Origin of the sequence: Mesorhizobium sp. ES1-3 (assembly GCF_020164795.1) — a bacterium.
Lineage (GTDB): Bacteria > Pseudomonadota > Alphaproteobacteria > Rhizobiales > Rhizobiaceae > Mesorhizobium.
The window spans coordinates 26,620-44,377 of sequence record NZ_JAIUGW010000008.1 but is presented as its reverse complement, the minus strand read 5'-3'; the positions used below and the strand labels follow the sequence as shown (position 1 = coordinate 44,377).

Below are 17,758 nucleotides of genomic sequence, written 5' to 3'. Positions count from 1 at the left end.
GTTCCTGCTCAATCTTGGCCTTGCAATGACCTGCAAGTATACTTTTTGGTAAGCTTTGATGTTGGGACTGTTCGGCAAACCAGGCGATGTGGTCTAAGCGCCGCATGGCGGGAATCGACGACTCCATCGATCGTTGGGTGCCGGCAGGGCTGCCTGCCGTGGAACTGGATTCGTCGTCGGTCTGGTCCGCCCTGCTTCGGCACCCCTGGTATCTGCTGGCGCTTTTGTGCCTGATGCAGATCCTGTTCTGGACGGTGGTGCCAGCACTCATCGATCCCGCGCCGCCCGGCGATGTCGTGGAAGGTTTCATGTGGGGCCGCGAGTGGGTGCTTTTGACCTACAAGCATCCGCAGCTCCCCGGCTGGCTGCTCGAGACCAGCCATCTTCTGACCGGATCGTTCCGCTGGCCGCAATATCTGCTCGCCCAACTGACGATCTCGGCCACCTTCGTCCTGGTCTATCTGCTGGCCCGCGACATACTCGGACAACGCCGCGCGCTGGCTGCCGTGCTTTTGATGCCATCGATCTATTTCTTCGGCTGGCCAACCCCGCAATTCAATCACGACTATGCGCAGATGCCGTTCTGGGCCGCGATCTGCTGGCTGTTGTGGCGCGCCGGCCGCGGCGGTGGGCCAGGCTGGTGGCTGGCGCTCGGACTGGTGTCGGGCATCGGGCTCTACGCCAAGTTCTCCACCGGCCTGCTGCTTGCCTTCGGCGGCCTCTGGCTGCTCTACGAGCCGCGCGCGCGGAGCCGGCTGGCGACACCCTGGCCATGGCTTGGCCTGGCCGTTTTTCTCGCGGTCGCCGCGCCGCTGGCCGTCGCACTCTACCGCATGGATTTCCTGCCGCTAACCTATTTCGCCGACCGCGACGCCTGGGTGAGCGAACACCGTGCGCGCCTCTACTATGTCGGTGTCCAACTGGCCGGGTTCTGCGGCTTCCTCCTAGTGCTGGCGATATCAGGGCTGCTGCGGCGCACGCCTGCTCCGCAAGAGCCCGTCGAGCGCGGTACGCTGGTCTATCTCACGTGGATGGGGCTTGGCCCGGCGACGCTGATCATGGTCGCCTCATTGTTCACCGGCGCCGGCGAAGCCTGGGGCGCGCCGATGTACAATCTTGTCGGCGTGGTGGTGCTCGCCTTCCTCGGCCACCGGCTCAGTGCCCTTGAGATGCGAAGGCTGGCGGTCTGCGCGTTCATCTGCATCGTCACCATGTCGGGCGCCTATGCGGCCATCCGCTGGACGAACTGCAATGTGCGCGGACGCATGGACGCCGTCTGCTGGCCGGCGCAGTCTGTCTCGGACGAGGCAGAGGCAATCTGGCACGCGGCGGCGCCTGGCCGGCTCGACATCGTCGGTGGCGACACCAATCTCGCCATGCTGGCGGGCCTCAATGCCTATGACAAGCCGTCGATCTTCACCGACCTCGATATGCGGTTCGCACCCTGGATCTCGAGGCAGCGGTTGCGCGACCATGGCATGCTGATGGTTTGGCGGGGTCCTGGCGTGCCGTCATGGCTGCGGGCATGGTTGGGCAATATCCCGGTCAAGACCGTTCTTTTTAACTGGTCGCGCGCGGCGCCGCCGGTGGCGATCAGTTTTGCCGCCATTCCGCCTGGTCAGCGGTATCTGCCGGTTGCCGCCAGCAGCCGGACCCGGCATCCGCGCATCTGAGCGGCGTCATGCAACCCATTCCCTTTGATGCGTCTTTCACGGGTGCAACCGAATGGCCGCTCTGGACGAAGCAGGCGACAATGCCCATCTACGGGAATATCCGAATTTGTTGTCGCGCAATTCCCGATTGAAAGCCGCTACAGTTTCCCCGGGATTGCCTTTTGAGGAGACCTTACATGGCGACTTCGAGCGAACGTGCAGTGCTTGCCGGTGGCTGCTTCTGGGGTATGCAGGATCTGATCCGGCGCTTCCCGGGCGTCCTCGCCACGCGTGTCGGCTACAGCGGCGGCGACGTGCCTAATGCCACCTATCGCAATCATGGCACGCATGCCGAAGCCATCGAGATCACGTTCGATCCGGCGAAAATCAGCTTCCGCCAGCTTCTGGAATTCTTCTTCCAGATCCACGATCCGACGACGCGCAACCGCCAGGGCAACGATGTCGGCATGAGCTATCGCTCGGCAATCTACTACACCAGCGAGGAGCAGAAGCGCGTGGCGGAGGACACCATCGCCGATGTCGATGCCTCCGGCCTGTGGCCCGGCAAGGTCGTCACCGAACTCGCGCCGGCCGGCGCGTTCTGGGAGGCCGAGGCGGAGCACCAGGATTATCTGGAGAAATATCCCAATGGCTACACCTGCCATTTCGTCAGGCCAGGCTGGAAGCTGCCGGTCCGCGAAAAGGCAGTTTCATGAGTTTCTTGGCAGTTGGCAGGTATAAGCGCCCGCCGATTGCCGCAAGACCATATCAATCGCGGCTGTCCGGTGGTTGACAGTTCGAATCGGCGCGAGCCGCCGGCCGGTCGTGACGGATACTAAAACCAATGCGCATGGAAAGCGCGGAACTTGCGTCCGCGCTTTCCATGCCGCGAGACTACTTACCGCAGTTCTTGTCGTTCACGGTCGGCGCAGTCGCGTTGCCATTGGCATCCGTCTGCGCGCCCTGCGGATTGGTCGGGCAATTCTGATCCGCGTTGGAATTCATGTCTCCTGGCATGGTGGTTATGCTGTTGGTTGCGCCCGGGTCGATTGTATTGGGCGAAGCCGGGGTACTTGGGTCTACGGTGACCGACTTGCCGCTGCCGCCCGACCCATCCGCGCCGGCCGCGCTATTGCTTTGCGCCATGGCGGATGTTGCAAGGGCAATGGTGAAGGCCGAAGCCGCGAGGATTTTCGTGAGCATGGCTTGTCTCCATTCTGTGAATTCGTCGCGGGAGCGGTTCACAGGCTTCACGGAAGCAACTGACCGCTCTATCTTTTTGTTTTGACGCATTCCGGCAGGAAAACCGCTTCGCACTTTTCCTGCGATTGCGTCTGGCGACTGGTGGGACAACCTCTCGGCCTCGCGAAGGTTCCAGACAGATTTCCGGGCCGGCGGGCACCCGATTGCCTCTGCGCTGGCGCAATGCTTTTGTCGCAGCTTGCTGAAAAAATAGCTTTCCCAACCGATCGAATGGTGCTTTAACGCCGCCATCCACAGGGGTGCTCCGTACGGTCGGGGCTGAGACGGGGGCGGCAAGCCCACAGACCCTAGAAGCTGATCTGGGTAATACCAGCGGAGCGAGGCGGGCGATGTTTTCAGGCGCACAGGTTTCCCTATATCCCATGGCCGACGATTTTGTCGGCGTCATCCTGGGCGCGCTCGGCGCGCTCGATCCGTATCGCGACAGGCTCAGGATCGAGACCGACGATATCTCGACCCTGCTGGTCGGCCCCCCCGAGGTGTTGTTCCCGGCGCTGCGCGACCTTTTCGTGGCTGCGTCCGGCAGCGGCAAGCATTGCGTGCTGTCGGCCACCATTTCGCGTGGCTGCCCAGGTGAGCCGGACGATCCGATCTGCCGCTCCGACACGTTCGGCGGACCTGCCGGGCCACTCGGCCCGCGCAAGCAAGCCGCCATTGCCGCCGTGCGCGGTGCGCCCGCCACCGGCCAGCCAGCGGCGGCGCAGTTCTCGCTGTATGTGATGGGCACGGACGACCACATGGACGAGATTTATGGCTGCATCGATTTCCTGAAGCAGTCCGGCGTCTACGATCGCTCCAAGAATTTCTGCACCAAGTTGCGCGGCGATGCCGGAGCGATCTTCTCGGCGCTCGATGAAGCCTTCTGCCGCTTCGGGCCAGGCGCAGGTCACGTAACCCTCGACGTCACGGTTTCGGCCAACAGTCCCGCTGCCGTCTGAACCGCTCGCGCCGACGCGCGAGCGCCGTCAAGGTCATTCTCTCGTGGTTTCATCGTCATTCAACCCGCGTCACCTCGCGGGCTCCTTCGCCCAGGCAGCGCCGGCCGTGATATCGATCGGTCTGGTGTTCGTGGCGTGGGAACTCTACGCAAACCATTCCGGCATCAAGCCGACGGTTCTGCCGCCGCCCTCGCGCGTCTTCGAACAGGCGGTGCTCAATCGTGACGCGCTGCTCGACAACGCCGTTCCCACCATCCGCGCCACGCTGATCGGTTTTGCCTGTTCGCTCAGTACCGCCTTCGCGCTATCGATGCTGGTCGACTTCTTCCAGCCTTTGCGGCGCGCGCTGTTTCCCGTGTTCATCGTCAGCCAGACCTTGCCGCTGGTCGCCATCGCGCCATTGGTGGTGCTGTGGTTCGGTTTCGGGCTGATGTCCAAGATCATGCTGGTGGCGCTGGTCACCTTCTTCCCGATGCTGGTGGCCCTGGTGCAGGGCTACGAGGCTACCGAGGTCGAGATCGGGCAGATGCTGCGCGCCATGGGAGCAGGGCGCTGGCGGGTCTTCATGCTGGCACGGTTGCCTTCGGCGCTGCCTTATTTCTTCGCTGGCCTCAGGATTTCCATCACCTACGCCGTCGTCGGCGCCATCTTCGCCGAATATGCGGGCGCGGCCAAGGGGCTGGGCATCTACATGCTCAACGCCAAGAACAATTTCCGTCCCGACCTGGTGCTCGCCGCCGTTGGCGTCAGCGCAGCGCTCACCCTCGTCCTGTTCGGGCTGACGGTGCTGCTGCAGCGTCTTGCCATGCCCTGGGAACGAACCGCTGGAAAAGGCCCGCAAGCATGAGCCGGCTCGAATTGCGGCACATGCGCAAGGCCTTTGGCGGGCTCGAAGTGCTCGCCGACATTTCGCTGCGCGTGGATGCCGGCGAATTCGTCTCCATCCTTGGGCCCTCGGGTGCCGGCAAGTCGACGCTGTTCCAGCTTCTGACCGGTGCCGAGCATGGCGAGGGTGGGATGTTCTTCGACGGCGCGCCGCTCGACGATCATGGCAGGCATTTCGCCTTCATGCCGCAGCGCGACGCGCTGATGCCGTGGCGGCGCATCCTCGACAACACGACCCTCGGGCTCGAGGTGCAAGGCGTCAGCCGCAAGGCGGCGCGGACGCGGGTCGCGCCGCTGTTTGCCGAGTTCGGGCTTGCCGGCTTCGAGCGGCATTTCCCGGCGCAGCTTTCGGGCGGCATGCGCCAGCGCGCGGCGCTGCTGCGTACCGTGGTGCAGGAACGCGACATGTTGCTGCTCGACGAGCCGTTCGGCGCGCTCGATGCACTGACCCGCGCGGCCATGCAGCGCTGGCTCGAACAGATGTGGCGGCATCATCGCTGGACGGCGTTGCTGATCACCCATGATGTACGCGAAGCCGTGTTCCTATCCGACCGCATCTATGTGCTGTCCGCGCGGCCGGCCCGTGTCGTGCGCGAGATCAAGGTGCCACTGCCGCGCCCGCGCGATCCAACCTGCGCTGCCACACGGCAGGCCGGGGCACTCGAGGCCGAGATCCTCGATATTTTGCTCAACCTCCAGCCATCCAAAGGACATGATCATGACTGACTTGACGCGCAGGCAAGCTCTGCTGCTCACACTTGCCGGCAGCGTACCGCTGATCATCGGATCGAGCCGCTCCTTCGCGGCGACGCGGAAGGTGACCGTCGCCCTCGACTGGACGGTCAACACCAACCACATCGGGCTGTTCGTCGCGCGCGACAAGGGGTTTTATCGCGAGGCCGGTCTGGAGGTCGATATTGTGCCTTACAGCGACACCAGCGCCGGCACGCTTGTTGCCAACCGCGTCGCCGATTTCGGCATCAACGGCACCATTAGCCTGTTCACCCAGAAGACCGCCGGCGCCGACTTGAAGGCCGTCTATGCCGTCGTGCAGTCCGAAACAGGTCGGCTGGTGTTCAATGCGGCGCGCAGCGCGATCAAAAGCCCGAAGGATCTGGATGGCCTGACCTATGGCGGCTTTGGCAGTGCCTGGGAGAACGCGCTGATTTCGACCATCATCCGACATGATGGCGGCAAGGGCGATTTCGAGACGGTGACGCTCGGCACTTCCGCCTACGAGGCGCTGGCCAACGGTTCGGTCGACTTCACGCTCGAAGTATCGACCTGGGAGGGCGTCGAAGCCGAACTCAAAGGCGTCAAGCAGCGCAGCTTCGTCTACGCCGACTATGGCGTCCCCGACGAGCACACGACGCTCATCTCTTCGAGCGAAGCGTATCTCAAGGCAAACCCAGAACTGGCGTCGTCCTTCATCCAGGCAACGCGGCGCGGCTATCAGTTCGCGGTCGATCATCCAGAGGAAGCCGCCACGCTGCTGATCGCGGCCAACAAGGACGCCCTGACCAATCCGGCGTTGATCCATGCCTCGTTGAAGACACTGATCGAGGGGCACTATCTGCGCGGACAAGACGGTGCCATCGGCATCATGAATCCGGCCAAGATGGAAGCGATCGGCTCCTATCTCTTCGCCGCCGGCATCCTGCACGACGCCGATGGCAAGATTGTCGCGCAACGTCCGGATTTCGCGGGATATTTCAGCAACGGGTGCCTCAGATAGGCACCGACGCGGAAACCGCGAAAAAGGTCGTATCGTCCGACGCTGGACGCGAGGATGTGGCTAGGTCGCAGCCCAACAAACCGCAGGTACGGCCTTCACCTTCGATCCGGTTTGATGCCGATCCGATCGTCTCGGTTAACGGCCCGGCAATGGTTGCGTGCGAAGGTCGCCCCGAGGGGTCATCGGGATGCTTGCCTTGCTCATGTCAAAAAGTGACACACTTTCGCGTGCGGCCGACAACAGGCTTTTGTCCGCGGCGCGCAAGCACGAGATTCTGCTCGACCTGCGCGAAGGCTTCTTTCGCGCCTGTGCGCTGCTGTGCGCGGGGCTGTTCGTCTATCGCGGCGTCTATCAGCTTGTCGAGGATCCGACTCGGCTCAATGCCGCGCTGGTGGCGATTTCCGAGATACTCACCTTCACCTGGCTGCTTCTGTCGCGGCGTCCGGTGACGCGTGATTGGAATCCGCTTACGGTCATCGTTTCGGTGACGGCCAGTTTTGGCGTTGCGTTGATCAGCCTCCAACCAGGCATCGCACTCGTCCCCCTTTACGTCGCCGCGCCGTTACAGGTCATCGCACTGTTGTTCGTTATCTGGGGCAAGATCTCGCTGGGGCGCTCTTTTGCGATCCTGCCCGCCAATCGCGGTGTGATGACGGGCGGTGCCTATCGGCTGGTGCGGCATCCGATCTATGCCGGCTACCTCGCCGGCCATGTGCTCTACCTCCTGTCGGCCTTTTCCTTCCACAATCTCGCGGTCTATGCGGTGATCACCTATCTCCAGCTTTACCGCATCTTGCGCGAGGAGGCGCTGTTGGCCGCCGTGCCGGAGTATCGCGCCTACATGGAACGCGTGCGCTACAGGTTGTGCTACCGGGTCTTCTGAGAGCAAGATCGCCAAGGCACTGCCGCCAATCCAATTTTTCTGGGATAGGCCAACGGATCGCACTGACGCGGTTTGAGGTTGGTCAACGGGAATCCGGACAGGATTGCATTCAGACAATAGCGAGATTCCGCAAATTTCACGCCGCTGAGGCTGAAGCAGGCCGCGGAACCAGCCGTGGGGCTTTGACCGCACTCTCCTGGCCTCCGGCCGGTTGGAAAGCCGGCCGTCCAGGCGGCTTTCCGAGTTGCGGCCCGAGCGTTCCGTAGCCGCGATGGTCCGGCGGAACACCAACCTCCCTAAAACGTTCATACCTTTGCAACATCCGAAATGGCGCGATGTTGAACCCGCGCGAGAGCGCGCATTCAGGAGCAGGGAAGGCCATGGGTCTTGGAACGATACTTATCATTATTCTAATCCTCGCGCTGCTAGGCGGCTTCAGCGGTCTCGGCGGCGGCCCGTTCTATGGAACCGGTTATTATGGTGGTGGCGGTCTCGGACTTGTGTTGCTCATCGTCATCATCCTTGTGGTTCTGGGACGCATTTAGCAGTTCGATCACGGCGGCAATCGCAATCGCGTGACCACGCTCACGTCGCCGGGCACCGAATTGTGATGCAAGCAAGCCGCCTTGTGATCCGGCATTCCGCGGGACTCGCGTATGGTGATTGCGGTCCACACCCCCCGTGGAAACAAGAGGAGAGGGTCCCACCCCTTCATTCTCCTCCAAGGCCCGCCCCGGTGTCCCCGGAGCGGGCTTTCTTTTTAGCAAAGCGATTGCCTCGAAGTGCCGGGTCGCCGCCGGGCGGACGCGGGGCGACTTGCGGTGAAGCGTCCGTGGGCGCCGATCGTTGACAGAGTTCACATAGCAAGATATTGAACAGGATTATACAGGTTCACTGAACAGGTACGTATATGAAGCGGCGCGCGGTTCAACTGTCTCCCGGCACGGGCAAGCCCGAGCAGATCGCGACCGTTCTCGAGCACGAGATACGCTCCGGCGTTCTTGGTTTCGGTGACAGGCTGCAGAGCGAGAACGAGCTCGTCCAGCGCTTCTCCGTCAGCCGGAATACCGTCCGCAAGGGTCTCGAGGAGCTCTCCAGTCGCGGGCTGATCACCACCAAGGGCGGTATCGGCTCCTTCGTCACTTTTGATGGCAAGCCGGTCGATGACGCCATCGGCTGGTCGCGAGCGCTGGCCAATGCGGGCGCCAATGCCGAAACCCGGACGCTGCGGCTGGAGGTCATCGAGGACGCCGAACTGGCGACCTTGCTGGACGTCGAAAGCCCGTTCTTCATCGCCGTCGACCGGGTGCGCACCAATGCCAGTGACGGTCACGCCATCTCCATCGAACGCAGCCGCCTGCCGCTGTCGCCCGAACTGGAGGACGTGCCGCTGCGTGGCCTGCGCGAGGGGTCGCTGCACCAGACGCTGCGCGGGGCGGGGCTGGTACCGGACCATGGCGAGGAGTGGGTCGACATCGAGAAGCTGAATGCCGATGACGCCGCCATCCTCGGCTGTCCGCAAGGCACGCCGTTCTTGCGCGGCCGCCGGCTGACGCGTGCGGCCGACGAGAGGCCGATCGAATATGTCACCAGCCTGCTCAACCCCGCGCATTTCGCGCTGCATATGAGATTCTGAGCGATGTCGGACAACGAGTTTGAGATGAATCGCGCAATGGGTGCGCTTGTCGGCGGCGCGCTGGGCGACGCACTCGGCATGCCGACGCAGCTTCTGTCGCCGGTCCGTATTGCCGAACTCTACGGCCATGTCGAGGATTTCGTGACGCCTTTCGCCGACCATCCGGTGTCGAAGGGGCTGCTGGCCGGCAGCATCACCGACGATACCGAACAGGCATTGCTGCTTGGCCGCATCCTCATTGAATCCGGCGATCGCTTCGACCATGCGCGTTGGGTCAACGCGCTGCTCGACTGGGAGCGTGAGGTCAAGGCGCGCGGCAGCTACGATCTCCTGGGGCCATCGACCAAGCGCGCCATTGATGCCATCAACAATGGCGTGCCGGCGGAAGAGGCGGGGCGTAGCGGCGACACCAATGGCGCGGCCATGCGTATCGCGCCGGTCGGCATCATGATGTCGCTGGAGCCGCTCGATGCGTTCGTCGCCAAGGTGGCCGAGACCTGCCGGGCGACGCATAACACGTCGATCGCGATTGCGTCGGCCGCCGCCGTCGCGGCCGCTGTCAGCCGCGGCATCGCCGGTGGCGACTGGCGCGCGGCCTCCGACAGCGCGGTCGCGGCGGCGCGGCGAGCCGCGACGCTAGGCCATTGGGTGACCGGTGGCGACATAGCCGCGCGCATCGCCTGGGCGCAGGATCTGGTGCGCGGCAAGGTGAAGAGGGACGCGACCCGGTTGATTGTCGATCTGGTTGGCACCGGCGTCGCCAGCCAGGAATCGGTACCGGCTGCCTTCGCCGTGCTGCAAGTCGCCGACGGCGATCCATGGCAGGCGGCAATCATCAGCGCCAATCTTGGCGGCGACACCGACACGATCGGCGCCATCGCGGCCGGTATGGCCGGCGCCTGCACCGGCTTTTCGTATCTGCCGCAGGATCGGATCGCCGATCTCAAGGGCATCGACATGGCGCAGGTTCGGGCGCTGGCCACCGATCTTGTCGCGGCGCGGATGTCGAACGGTCGCGTCGGCAACGCCGGTTCCGGCAAGGATGCGGCATGATGAGCGGGCGTCTCGTCCATATCGGCAGCGCGGTGGTCGACTATGTCTACCGCATCGACGCCTTGCCGGCGCCCGGCAGCGAGAAGACGGCGTCGAGCTATGCGCAGGTCGCCGGCGGCGGCTTCAACATGATGGCCGCAGCGGCCCGCACCGGTATGAAGGTGGTGTTTGGCGGCCAGCTCGGCAGCGGTCCGAATGGCGACTTCCTGCGTGCTGCCTTCGCCGCCGAAGGCATCGAGACGCTGACGCCGCCGTCGCCTCTGATGGACAGCGGCAATTGCGTTGCCATGATATCGAGCGACGCCGAACGCACCTTCGTCTCGTGGCCAGGCGCCGAGAGCGCTCTCAGCCCCGACCTGATGGCGCCGGTGGCGATCGGGTCTGACGACTGGGTGTTCACGTCAGGCTACACGCTGAGCTATCCTGGGAGCCGCGATGCGCTGACCGGATGGATCGAGGCGTTGCCGGCAGCTGTTCCCTTCGTCTTCGATCCGACGCCGGTTATTGCGGACATCCCACGTGCCATTCTCGATCGTGTGCTTGCCCGCACGACCTGGCTGAGCTGCAACACGACGGAGGCGGCCGAGATTGCCGGCACCGGCGACGCCGAGGCTCTCGCCTCGCGGCTTCTGACGGATCATTGCGCGAAGGCCGATGGCGTGGTCATCCGAGCTGGCGCAGGCGGATGCCTCGTCCGGCTGGCCGACGGCACTGCACGGACCATAGCCGGCTTCAAGGTGGCGGCCGTCGATACCAATGGCGCCGGCGATACGCATATCGGCGCCTTCGTCAGCGCGTTGGCGCGCGGCGTGCCTCCCTTCGATGCCGCGGCCTATGCCAACGCGGCGGCGGCCATTTCGGTGACACGCCACGGCGGCTCATCGGCACCGACCGACGCGGAAATCCAGACTTTCCTGAGCCAAGCCGCCGCGACCGGCGGGCCAGGCCGGACACAGAAGGCCCATCAAACAGCCTGACAAGCCCGAGAAGCGGGCAAACACAGAGAGGAACGAACCATGCGCATGCCCGACTTGACTGCACTCTTGACGGCGACCGCCGTCTTCACCTCCGCACTCGCCTTCGCCGCCAAGGCCGACGAAGTGCATGTGCTCAACTGGAAGGGCTACGGCGCCGACGAGCCGTGGGCCATCGCCGCTTTCGAGAAGGCTACCGGCAACAAGGTCGTCAACGACTTCTTCAATTCCGAACAGGAAATGCTGACCAAGATCCGGACCAATCCCGGGCTCTACGACGTGGTCATGATCAACGCCGCCTTCAACGATCAGGCGATGGCGGAAAAGCTGATCCAGCCGATCGATACCTCCAAGCTGCCGAACTATGCCGATATCAGCAAGGACAAGGCAAGTTCGCCGATGCTTGACCATGACGGCAAGGTCTATGGCGTGCCGTGGGTGTGGGGGTTGACAGCGCTTGCCATCAACGAAAAATCCTTCGACAAGCCGCCGACCTCGATCGCCGAAATGTGGAATCCAGCGCATAAGGGTCGCGTCGTCATCCGCGACGACGCCGTCGAGGCGGTTCAGTTCGGCGCCATCGCTACGGGCCAGAACATCAACGACATCAAGAACATGGATGCGGTGAAGACCAAGCTCACCTCACTGATGCCGCAGATCAAGACCTTCTGGAGCTCGGAGAACGACTGGAACCAGATGGTTGCCTCCAACCAGATCGACATCGGCACCTATTGGAGCGGTTCGGCCGACCGCGCCAAGACGCATTTCAAGCTGCCGGTCTCGCTGGTCATCCCGCAGGAGGGCGCCGTTGCCTGGCTCGACGCCTTCTCCATTCCCGTCGGCTCCAAGAACGTTGCCGGTGCGGAGGCTTTCATCAACTACATGATCGACCCGAAATTCTACGTCGAATGGGTGACCAAGGTCGGCGCGCCGGTGTCAGCCAACACCAAGGCGGTGGACGCGCTTCCCGAGGATGCCTTCAACCGCAAGGTCATGGGCGATCCCGAGGTTGCCAAGCGCATCCAGTTCCAGGCGCCGATCACCGACGCGCAACGCAAGGCTTATCTGGCGCTCTGGCAGCAGCTCAAGGTCGACGTGAAGTAACGAGCTTCGGGACCAGCCGGCGGTTCGCGCCGGCTGGTTCTTCAATCCTGGGGAGGTGGGTATCATGGCAGGTGCGGTCGCGTCGCGCAGCGGGCTGAGATCGGCGCTGCCGCTGCTGGCGCCGGCCTATCTTTGGCTGACGGTGGCGATCTTCCTGCCGCTCTCGGCCATGGTCTTCTTCTCCTTCATGACCGACCTGCCGCTGACGGGAAAGCCATGGGCCTTCACGCTTGGCAATTATGCGGCCTTCTTTTCGCAAAGCCTCTATCTGACGCTGCCGCTCGCTTCGCTCCGGCTAGGCCTGGAGGTGACGCTCTGGTGCGTGGTCATCGGCTATCCTGCTGCCTATGTGCTGGCCAAGGTGCTGAAGGGCCGCAGCCGCGAGGCGATCTTCCTGCTGGTCATCCTGCCGTTCTGGTCGAACGGGCTGGTACGCATCTTCTCCTGGGCGATGGTGCTGCGTGAAGGCGGCATTCTCGACACCGCGCTCAACGCGGTGCTGCCGTTCAAGATCAACATTGACCTGATGTATTCCTATCCGGCCGTCATCATCGGGCTGGTGCACTCCTACGTGCCCTACATGGTGCTGACCTGCTATCTAACGCTGCAGGCCATCGACGACTCGCTGATCGAGGCCGGGCGCTCGCTCGGCGCTTCTCGGCTGCAGGTGCTGAAGCGGGTGATCATTCCGCTGTCGCTGCCAGGGCTGGTGGCGGGCGCGGCGCTCATCTTCGTGCCGGTGGTCGGCTCGTTCATGGAGCCGCGCATTCTCGGCGGCCGCACCGGCACCTTCTACGGGACGATCATCGAGGACCAGTTCGTCGCCGTATTCAACTGGCCGCTCGGCGCGGCACTGTCCTTCATCCTGCTCGCCGTCGTGCTGGTCATCCTGGGGGTCGCTTCGCCCGTGCTGCGGAGGGCGGCATGATGGCGACGACACGCATCCTGGAATGGCTGGGTCGCCTCTATGTCGGGCTGCTGCTCGCCTTCCTCTATTTGCCAATCATCATCATGGCGCTGATGTCGTTCAATGTTTCGCCCTTCTACCAATTGCCATTCGAATGGACGACCGAGTGGTACGCCTCGCTGTGGCAGAACGACCAGCTGATCGCGGCGACCTGGAACAGCATCGAGATCGCGGTTATCACCACTGTTATTTCGACCGTGCTCGGCTCGGCGGCGTCGCTGGCGCTCTTTCGTTACGAGTTTCGCGGCAAGAAATTCCTGCAGGCGCTGCTGTTTCCGCCGATCGCCATTCCGTGGCTGATCACCGGCACGGCGATGCTGATCTTCTTCTTCGGCGTCGGCATCGGGCGCGGCCTGTTCGCCATCCTGCTCGGCCATGTCGCGCTGGCGTTGCCCTATGTCATCGTCGTCGTCTCGGCCCGGCTGCAGACTTTTGCACCTGAACTGGAAGAGGCGGCTCGTTCGCTCGGCGCCAACCAGTGGCAGATGACCAATCGCGTGACGCTGCCCTGGATCATGCCTGGCGTCATTGCCGGCGGGCTGTTCGCCTTTGCCGTGTCGTTCGATCAGTTCGTCGTCTCCTATTTCCTGGCGACGCCGGGCCAGACGACGTTGCCGGTCGAAATCTACGCCGCGATCCGCAAGGGTTTCACGCCCGAGATCAATGCGGTCTCGACCATCATCATCGTCGTGTCGATGGCGCTGATGCTGCTGACGGCGCGGTTCTTCAAATTCGGCGGAGAGAAATAATGGCCGGAGTGCAGGTATCGAACGTCTCGCGCAGCTTTGGCGCGCACAAGGCGCTGGACGATGTCTCCATCGATTTCGCCGATGGCGGCTTCTATGCGCTGCTTGGGCCGTCGGGCAGCGGCAAGACCACGCTGTTGCGGCAAATCGCCGGCTTCGACTTTCCCGACAGTGGCCGCATTGCCATCGGCGGCGAGAGTGTCGAGCGGGTGCCAGTGGAGAAGCGGCGCATCGGCATGGTGTTCCAGAACTATGCGCTGTTTCCCAATATGAGCGTCGCTGACAATGTCGCCTTCGGCCTGTCGGTGCGCGGCGAGGGCAAGGCGGTGATCGCCACGGAGGTGCAGAGTGCGCTCGACCTCGTGCAGTTGGGCAAGCTCGGCGGGCGGCGTCCGCACCAGCTCTCCGGCGGCCAGCGCCAGCGCGTGGCACTCGCCCGCGCCATCGTCACCAAGCCGCGCGTGCTTTTGTTGGATGAGCCGCTCGGCGCGCTCGACAAGGCGCTGCGCGTCGACATGCAGATCGAATTGAAGCGCATCCAGCGCGAGATCGGCATCACCACCATCTTCGTCACCCACGACCAGGAAGAAGCGCTGACGATGAGCGACCGCATCGGCATATTGCGCGACGGCAGGCTCGTGCAGGAGGGGCCGCCGGAAGAGATCTATGACCGGCCAAAGAGCGAGTTCGCCGCCACCTTCCTCGGCGACGCGAACATCTTTCGCGGTGATGCGACCGGCAATGGCATCCGCCTGGCGGATGGCACGGCGATCGCAGCGGGGGCAGGCGAAACGCTTGCCGCCGGCGCTAAGGCAAGCTGCGCCGTGCGGCCCGAGCGCATCCACATTGGTACCGATGCCGGAGTCATGGATACCGCCAACGCCAACATGCTCAAGGGGCAGGTGTCGAAGCGCATCTTCGCCGGCAACAACAGCACCTATTTCGTCGAACGCGCCGGACAGACGCTGAAGGTCATTGTGCAGAACACTGGCGCTGACAGGCTAGCGGAGGGGCAGGATGTGGTGCTGCGGTGGTCGCCGGAGAGCACGGTGCTGATCACGGCGGGTTGATCCTTGCTTCGGCTCTTGCCAGACAGCAGGCGATGAGGAACAGCATATCCGGCCACAAGTCCGGAGCACACTGATGACGCTGGAATTGACTGCTGACGACCAGTCGATGTTGCAGGGCGACCACGGGCCGGCCGCCGCCGCCGCCATGAAAATCCTCGTCGCCTTCTCCAACGCGATCGGCGCGGGCAGCCTGCTCGACATCACCGGTGCCCATATCGATGGCTGCCTCTATCACGGCAAGGCAGGGCTCGATTTCGTAGAGAGACTGGTCGAGGGCGGTGGCCGTGTACGTGTGCCGACGACGCTCAATGTCGGCTCGTTCGACCTCATCCATCCCGGCATGGTCAAGATGCCGGTGGCTGAAGAAGTGCCGGCGCGGCGGTTGATGAAGGCGCATCTGGAGCTTGGCTGCCAGGCGACCTTCACCTGCGCGCCTTATCAGACACGCTTCCGGCCTGAATTAGGCCAGCAGATCGCCTGGGGCGAATCCAATGCCATCGTTTTCGCCAATTCGGTGATCGGCGCGCGCACCAACCGCTATGGCGATTTCATCGATCTGTGCTGCGCCATGACCGGGCGCGCACCGGCCTGGGGCTTGCATCTCAGCGAGAACCGGCGCGGCCGCATCCTGTTCGAACTGGACATCGCAGGTTCAGAGCCGAGCGACAGTCTGTTCGTCGGCGTCGGACTGATCATTGGGCAAGCCTGTGGCGATCGTGTTCCGGTGATCGCGGGCCTGCCGGAACCGCGTGACGAGGACCAGCTTAAGGCGCTGGGCGCGGCGGCGGCAACGACAGGCGCGGTGGCATTGTTCCATGCGGCTGGCATCACGCCCGAGGCGGGGACGCTTGCAGAGGCGTTCCACGGTCACGCCCCTGAGGAGACGTTTCGCATCAGTCGCGCCGACATTGATCATGCGCTTTCCAGGCTGTCTGGAGTGCCCGATGGCGCGCCGCTCTCGGCCGTCTCACTGGGTACGCCGCATTTCTCGCATGAAGAGTGGATGCGCCTGTTGCCGCTGCTACGAGAGGCAGCGCCAGGCAAGGGGATCCCGATCTACGTCAACACCGGGCGCGCGACGCTGATGCGGCTGCAGGAGGAGGGTGCGCTCGACGGCATGGAAGCACTCGGCCTGATCGCGGTTGCCGACACCTGCACCTATGTCACCTCGATCCTGGAACGCCTCGACGGCGTGGTGATGACCAATTCCGGCAAATGGGCGCATTACGCGCCGGGCAATATCGGCGTGACCGTCGCCTTCGCCGATATGAGGGACTGCATCCGGTCCGCCGCGATCGGGCACGTCGTGCGGAGTGCGTCATGACGCAGCGGATTGAAACGGACGCGGCTGAAAGGCTGGGCACTTTCCAACAGGCCGGCGCCGCCGAAGGGCAGGCCTTGGTGTTTTCGCAGCCGCTCAGCTTCTGGGGCGGCATCGACGCCGAGACAGGTGGCATAACAGATCATTCGCATCCAGGCCTTGGGCAGAATGTGGCCGGCAGGATCCTTGTCATGCCGAGCGGGCGCGGCTCGTCGTCCTCATCCTCGGTCTTGGCGGAGGCGATCCGCAGCGGCACCGCGCCGGCGGGCATTCTCTTGGAGCGGCCGGACCCGATCCTTGCCGTCGGCGCTATCGTTGCCGAATTTCTCTACGGAATCAGCATGCCGCTGGTCGTATGCGACATAGCAGGTCTCGTCTCCGGCGAACGCCTTGCGATAGGCATTCGCGAGGATGGTCGGGCGATCGTCCGCAAGATCTGAAGATTGCTTCAAATCTCCGGGATGTTCTCCTTGAAGATCACCTGCAGCCTTGGCTGGTGCAATTCGTAGGGCAGCCCCCGCACGGCATGGGTCAGGATGTTGAGCGCCTCGCGGGCCTCGACGCGCGGGTTCTGGTCGATGACCGCGTCGAGCGTGCCGTCGAGCAGCAGCTCCTTGGTGCCGTCGGTCGCCTCGTGGCCGAGGAAAACCATGGACTGGGCACGGCCGCGCTCCTTGAGCGCACGCGCTATGCCGGTGTTGCCGGCGCCGACATTGTAGATCGCGGCAAGGTCCGGGTGCCGTTCCAGAAGAGCCGAGGCCTCCGAATAGGCCTTTTCGCGGTCGTCGAGCATCTCGCGCATCTCGACAATCTCGAGATTGGGTGATTCCTCGGTCAATATGTGCCGGAAGCCCATCTCGCGTTCCTCGTGGCCGCGGTAGGAAAGCGAGCCGGCGAAGAGCGCCACCTTGCCGGGGCGTCCAGAACCCATGAAACGGTTGAGCAGATAGCCGGCCAGCCGCCCGGCGGCGCGGTTGTCGATGCCGATATAGGCGACCCTGGGCACATGCAGGATGTCGGAAGCGATGGTCACCACCTTGACGTCGTTGGCCGACAGCGAGCGGATCGCTTCACGCACGGTCGGATGGTCGAGCGCGATGACGCCGACGCCTTGCGTCTGGCCACGCAGATCCTGCAGCAGGCGGGCGAGCCGGTCGGGATTGAAGCCCTCTATGGTGGCGATGTGGACGTCGAGATCGGGGCGTGCCAGGGCCTGCGCCTCGATGTGGCGATGCAGCATCTTGATGAAGGAATTCGTGCCCGCCGGTAGCGCGAAGTCGAGCCGGATGATCTCGCCGGGCAGGGGCCTAGCCGGTGCTCCGTTTGGGCTCTCGGCGATGTAGCCGAGGCGCTGCGCCATTTCGAGCACGATCTCGCGCGTGCGCGCCCGCACGCCGGGACGATTGTTGAGCACGCGGTCGACGGTGGCGGCGGAGACGCCGGCTTCCCGGGCTATGTCAGTCAGGGTGGAACGCACGGTCTTTCATCTCCTCAATGCATCAAGATCACGCAATGACGGCTGCCGGCCTGA

The 17,758-nt window shown here is 63.6% G+C and carries 19 protein-coding genes and 1 riboswitch; of the genes, 17 read left to right on the top strand and 2 right to left on the bottom strand.

Translation table 11 applies throughout. The features are described from left to right. Positions 1–104 precede the first annotated feature (104 nt). The gene (locus tag LB536_RS13415; protein ID WP_224593042.1) at positions 105–1,673 is read left to right on the top strand and encodes a glycosyltransferase family 39 protein; all 1,569 of its coding nucleotides are present in this window, start codon (positions 105–107) and stop codon (positions 1,671–1,673) included. 176 nt (positions 1,674–1,849) lie between these two features. Next, the gene (gene msrA, locus LB536_RS13410) at positions 1,850–2,368 is read left to right on the top strand and encodes a peptide-methionine (S)-S-oxide reductase MsrA (protein ID WP_224593041.1); all 519 of its coding nucleotides are present in this window, start codon (positions 1,850–1,852) and stop codon (positions 2,366–2,368) included. Positions 2,369–2,546: 178 nt separating this feature from the next. Here msrA and LB536_RS13405 read toward each other — a convergent pair whose 3' ends face one another. Continuing rightward, the gene (locus tag LB536_RS13405) at positions 2,547–2,855 is read right to left on the bottom strand and encodes a hypothetical protein (protein ID WP_140809800.1); all 309 of its coding nucleotides are present in this window, start codon (positions 2,853–2,855) and stop codon (positions 2,547–2,549) included. 285 nt (positions 2,856–3,140) lie between these two features. Beyond that, a riboswitch (TPP riboswitch) is annotated at positions 3,141–3,254 on the top strand. On the opposite strand from LB536_RS13405, the gene LB536_RS13400 reads away from it, so the two are divergent. The 15 genes from LB536_RS13400 (at position 3,245) to LB536_RS13330 (ending at position 16,667) form a co-directional block, all read left to right on the top strand. After that, entirely contained in the window at positions 3,245–3,853 is a 609-nt protein-coding gene (locus tag LB536_RS13400) for a YkoF family thiamine/hydroxymethylpyrimidine-binding protein (RefSeq protein WP_140809798.1), read from the top strand. It overlaps the preceding riboswitch by 10 nt. Before the next feature lie 106 nt (positions 3,854–3,959). Continuing rightward, complete coding sequence (locus LB536_RS13395) at positions 3,960–4,700, top strand: ABC transporter permease (protein WP_411966548.1); 741 nt, start codon at positions 3,960–3,962, stop codon at positions 4,698–4,700. After that, positions 4,697–5,464, top strand: coding sequence for an ABC transporter ATP-binding protein (locus tag LB536_RS13390; protein ID WP_224593033.1), 768 nt, complete (start codon positions 4,697–4,699; stop codon positions 5,462–5,464). The genes LB536_RS13395 and LB536_RS13390 overlap by 4 nt, the downstream gene beginning before the upstream one ends. Further along, positions 5,457–6,473 carry an ABC transporter substrate-binding protein gene (locus LB536_RS13385; RefSeq protein WP_224593030.1) on the top strand — a complete coding sequence of 339 codons (1,017 nt, stop codon included), beginning with the start codon at positions 5,457–5,459 and terminating at the stop codon, positions 6,471–6,473. Before LB536_RS13390 ends, LB536_RS13385 begins: the two co-directional genes overlap by 8 nt. Before the next feature lie 202 nt (positions 6,474–6,675). Next, entirely contained in the window at positions 6,676–7,356 is a 681-nt protein-coding gene (locus LB536_RS13380; protein ID WP_411908756.1) for a methyltransferase family protein, read from the top strand. Positions 7,357–7,736: 380 nt separating this feature from the next. Next, a complete protein-coding gene (locus LB536_RS13375; RefSeq protein WP_023768317.1) occupies positions 7,737–7,901 on the top strand; it encodes a DUF3309 family protein in 165 nt (54 codons plus the stop codon). A 365-nt stretch (positions 7,902–8,266) separates the two neighbouring features. Beyond that, positions 8,267–8,992, top strand: a complete 726-nt coding sequence (locus LB536_RS13370; protein ID WP_224593024.1) for a GntR family transcriptional regulator — start codon at positions 8,267–8,269, stop codon at positions 8,990–8,992. A 24-nt stretch (positions 8,993–9,016) separates the two neighbouring features. Next, a complete protein-coding gene (locus tag LB536_RS13365; protein ID WP_411966546.1) occupies positions 9,017–10,045 on the top strand; it encodes an ADP-ribosylglycohydrolase family protein in 1,029 nt (342 codons plus the stop codon). After that, complete coding sequence (locus tag LB536_RS13360; protein ID WP_224593019.1) at positions 10,045–11,022, top strand: PfkB family carbohydrate kinase; 978 nt, start codon at positions 10,045–10,047, stop codon at positions 11,020–11,022. The genes LB536_RS13365 and LB536_RS13360 overlap by 1 nt, the downstream gene beginning before the upstream one ends. A gap of 39 nt (positions 11,023–11,061) precedes the next feature. Next, positions 11,062–12,123 (top strand): ABC transporter substrate-binding protein, encoded by a 1,062-nt coding sequence (locus tag LB536_RS13355; RefSeq protein WP_140809786.1) that lies wholly within the window; start codon positions 11,062–11,064, stop codon positions 12,121–12,123. Between the two features lie 64 nt (positions 12,124–12,187). After that, the gene (locus LB536_RS13350; protein WP_224593017.1) at positions 12,188–13,051 is read left to right on the top strand and encodes an ABC transporter permease; all 864 of its coding nucleotides are present in this window, start codon (positions 12,188–12,190) and stop codon (positions 13,049–13,051) included. Beyond that, the gene (locus LB536_RS13345) at positions 13,051–13,839 is read left to right on the top strand and encodes an ABC transporter permease (protein WP_140763526.1); all 789 of its coding nucleotides are present in this window, start codon (positions 13,051–13,053) and stop codon (positions 13,837–13,839) included. The genes LB536_RS13350 and LB536_RS13345 overlap by 1 nt, the downstream gene beginning before the upstream one ends. Further along, on the top strand, positions 13,839–14,906 hold the full coding sequence (locus tag LB536_RS13340; RefSeq protein ID WP_224593014.1) for an ABC transporter ATP-binding protein: 1,068 nt from the start codon (positions 13,839–13,841) through the stop codon (positions 14,904–14,906). Before LB536_RS13345 ends, LB536_RS13340 begins: the two co-directional genes overlap by 1 nt. Positions 14,907–14,979: 73 nt before the next feature. Beyond that, positions 14,980–16,230, top strand: a complete 1,251-nt coding sequence (locus LB536_RS13335; protein ID WP_224593011.1) for an aconitase X — start codon at positions 14,980–14,982, stop codon at positions 16,228–16,230. After that, a complete protein-coding gene (locus tag LB536_RS13330; RefSeq protein WP_224593008.1) occupies positions 16,227–16,667 on the top strand; it encodes an aconitase X swivel domain-containing protein in 441 nt (146 codons plus the stop codon). Before LB536_RS13335 ends, LB536_RS13330 begins: the two co-directional genes overlap by 4 nt. Before the next feature lie 8 nt (positions 16,668–16,675). Here LB536_RS13330 and LB536_RS13325 read toward each other — a convergent pair whose 3' ends face one another. Continuing rightward, on the bottom strand, positions 16,676–17,704 hold the full coding sequence (locus LB536_RS13325; protein WP_224593004.1) for a LacI family DNA-binding transcriptional regulator: 1,029 nt from the start codon (positions 17,702–17,704) through the stop codon (positions 16,676–16,678). Positions 17,705–17,758 lie beyond the last annotated feature (54 nt).

Coding starts and splice junctions, on each gene's coding strand:
- LB536_RS13415 (WP_224593042.1), top strand. CDS start 105: ATGGCGGGAATCGACGACTCCATCGATCGTTGGGTGCCGGCAGGGCTG.
- msrA (WP_224593041.1), top strand. CDS start 1,850: ATGGCGACTTCGAGCGAACGTGCAGTGCTTGCCGGTGGCTGCTTCTGG.
- LB536_RS13405 (WP_140809800.1), bottom strand. CDS start 2,855: ATGCTCACGAAAATCCTCGCGGCTTCGGCCTTCACCATTGCCCTTGCA.
- LB536_RS13400 (WP_140809798.1), top strand. CDS start 3,245: ATGTTTTCAGGCGCACAGGTTTCCCTATATCCCATGGCCGACGATTTT.
- LB536_RS13390 (WP_224593033.1), top strand. CDS start 4,697: ATGAGCCGGCTCGAATTGCGGCACATGCGCAAGGCCTTTGGCGGGCTC.
- LB536_RS13385 (WP_224593030.1), top strand. CDS start 5,457: ATGACTGACTTGACGCGCAGGCAAGCTCTGCTGCTCACACTTGCCGGC.
- LB536_RS13380 (WP_411908756.1), top strand. CDS start 6,676: ATGTCAAAAAGTGACACACTTTCGCGTGCGGCCGACAACAGGCTTTTG.
- LB536_RS13375 (WP_023768317.1), top strand. CDS start 7,737: ATGGGTCTTGGAACGATACTTATCATTATTCTAATCCTCGCGCTGCTA.
- LB536_RS13370 (WP_224593024.1), top strand. CDS start 8,267: ATGAAGCGGCGCGCGGTTCAACTGTCTCCCGGCACGGGCAAGCCCGAG.
- LB536_RS13365 (WP_411966546.1), top strand. CDS start 9,017: ATGAATCGCGCAATGGGTGCGCTTGTCGGCGGCGCGCTGGGCGACGCA.
- LB536_RS13360 (WP_224593019.1), top strand. CDS start 10,045: ATGAGCGGGCGTCTCGTCCATATCGGCAGCGCGGTGGTCGACTATGTC.
- LB536_RS13355 (WP_140809786.1), top strand. CDS start 11,062: ATGCGCATGCCCGACTTGACTGCACTCTTGACGGCGACCGCCGTCTTC.
- LB536_RS13350 (WP_224593017.1), top strand. CDS start 12,188: ATGGCAGGTGCGGTCGCGTCGCGCAGCGGGCTGAGATCGGCGCTGCCG.
- LB536_RS13345 (WP_140763526.1), top strand. CDS start 13,051: ATGGCGACGACACGCATCCTGGAATGGCTGGGTCGCCTCTATGTCGGG.
- LB536_RS13340 (WP_224593014.1), top strand. CDS start 13,839: ATGGCCGGAGTGCAGGTATCGAACGTCTCGCGCAGCTTTGGCGCGCAC.
- LB536_RS13335 (WP_224593011.1), top strand. CDS start 14,980: ATGACGCTGGAATTGACTGCTGACGACCAGTCGATGTTGCAGGGCGAC.
- LB536_RS13330 (WP_224593008.1), top strand. CDS start 16,227: ATGACGCAGCGGATTGAAACGGACGCGGCTGAAAGGCTGGGCACTTTC.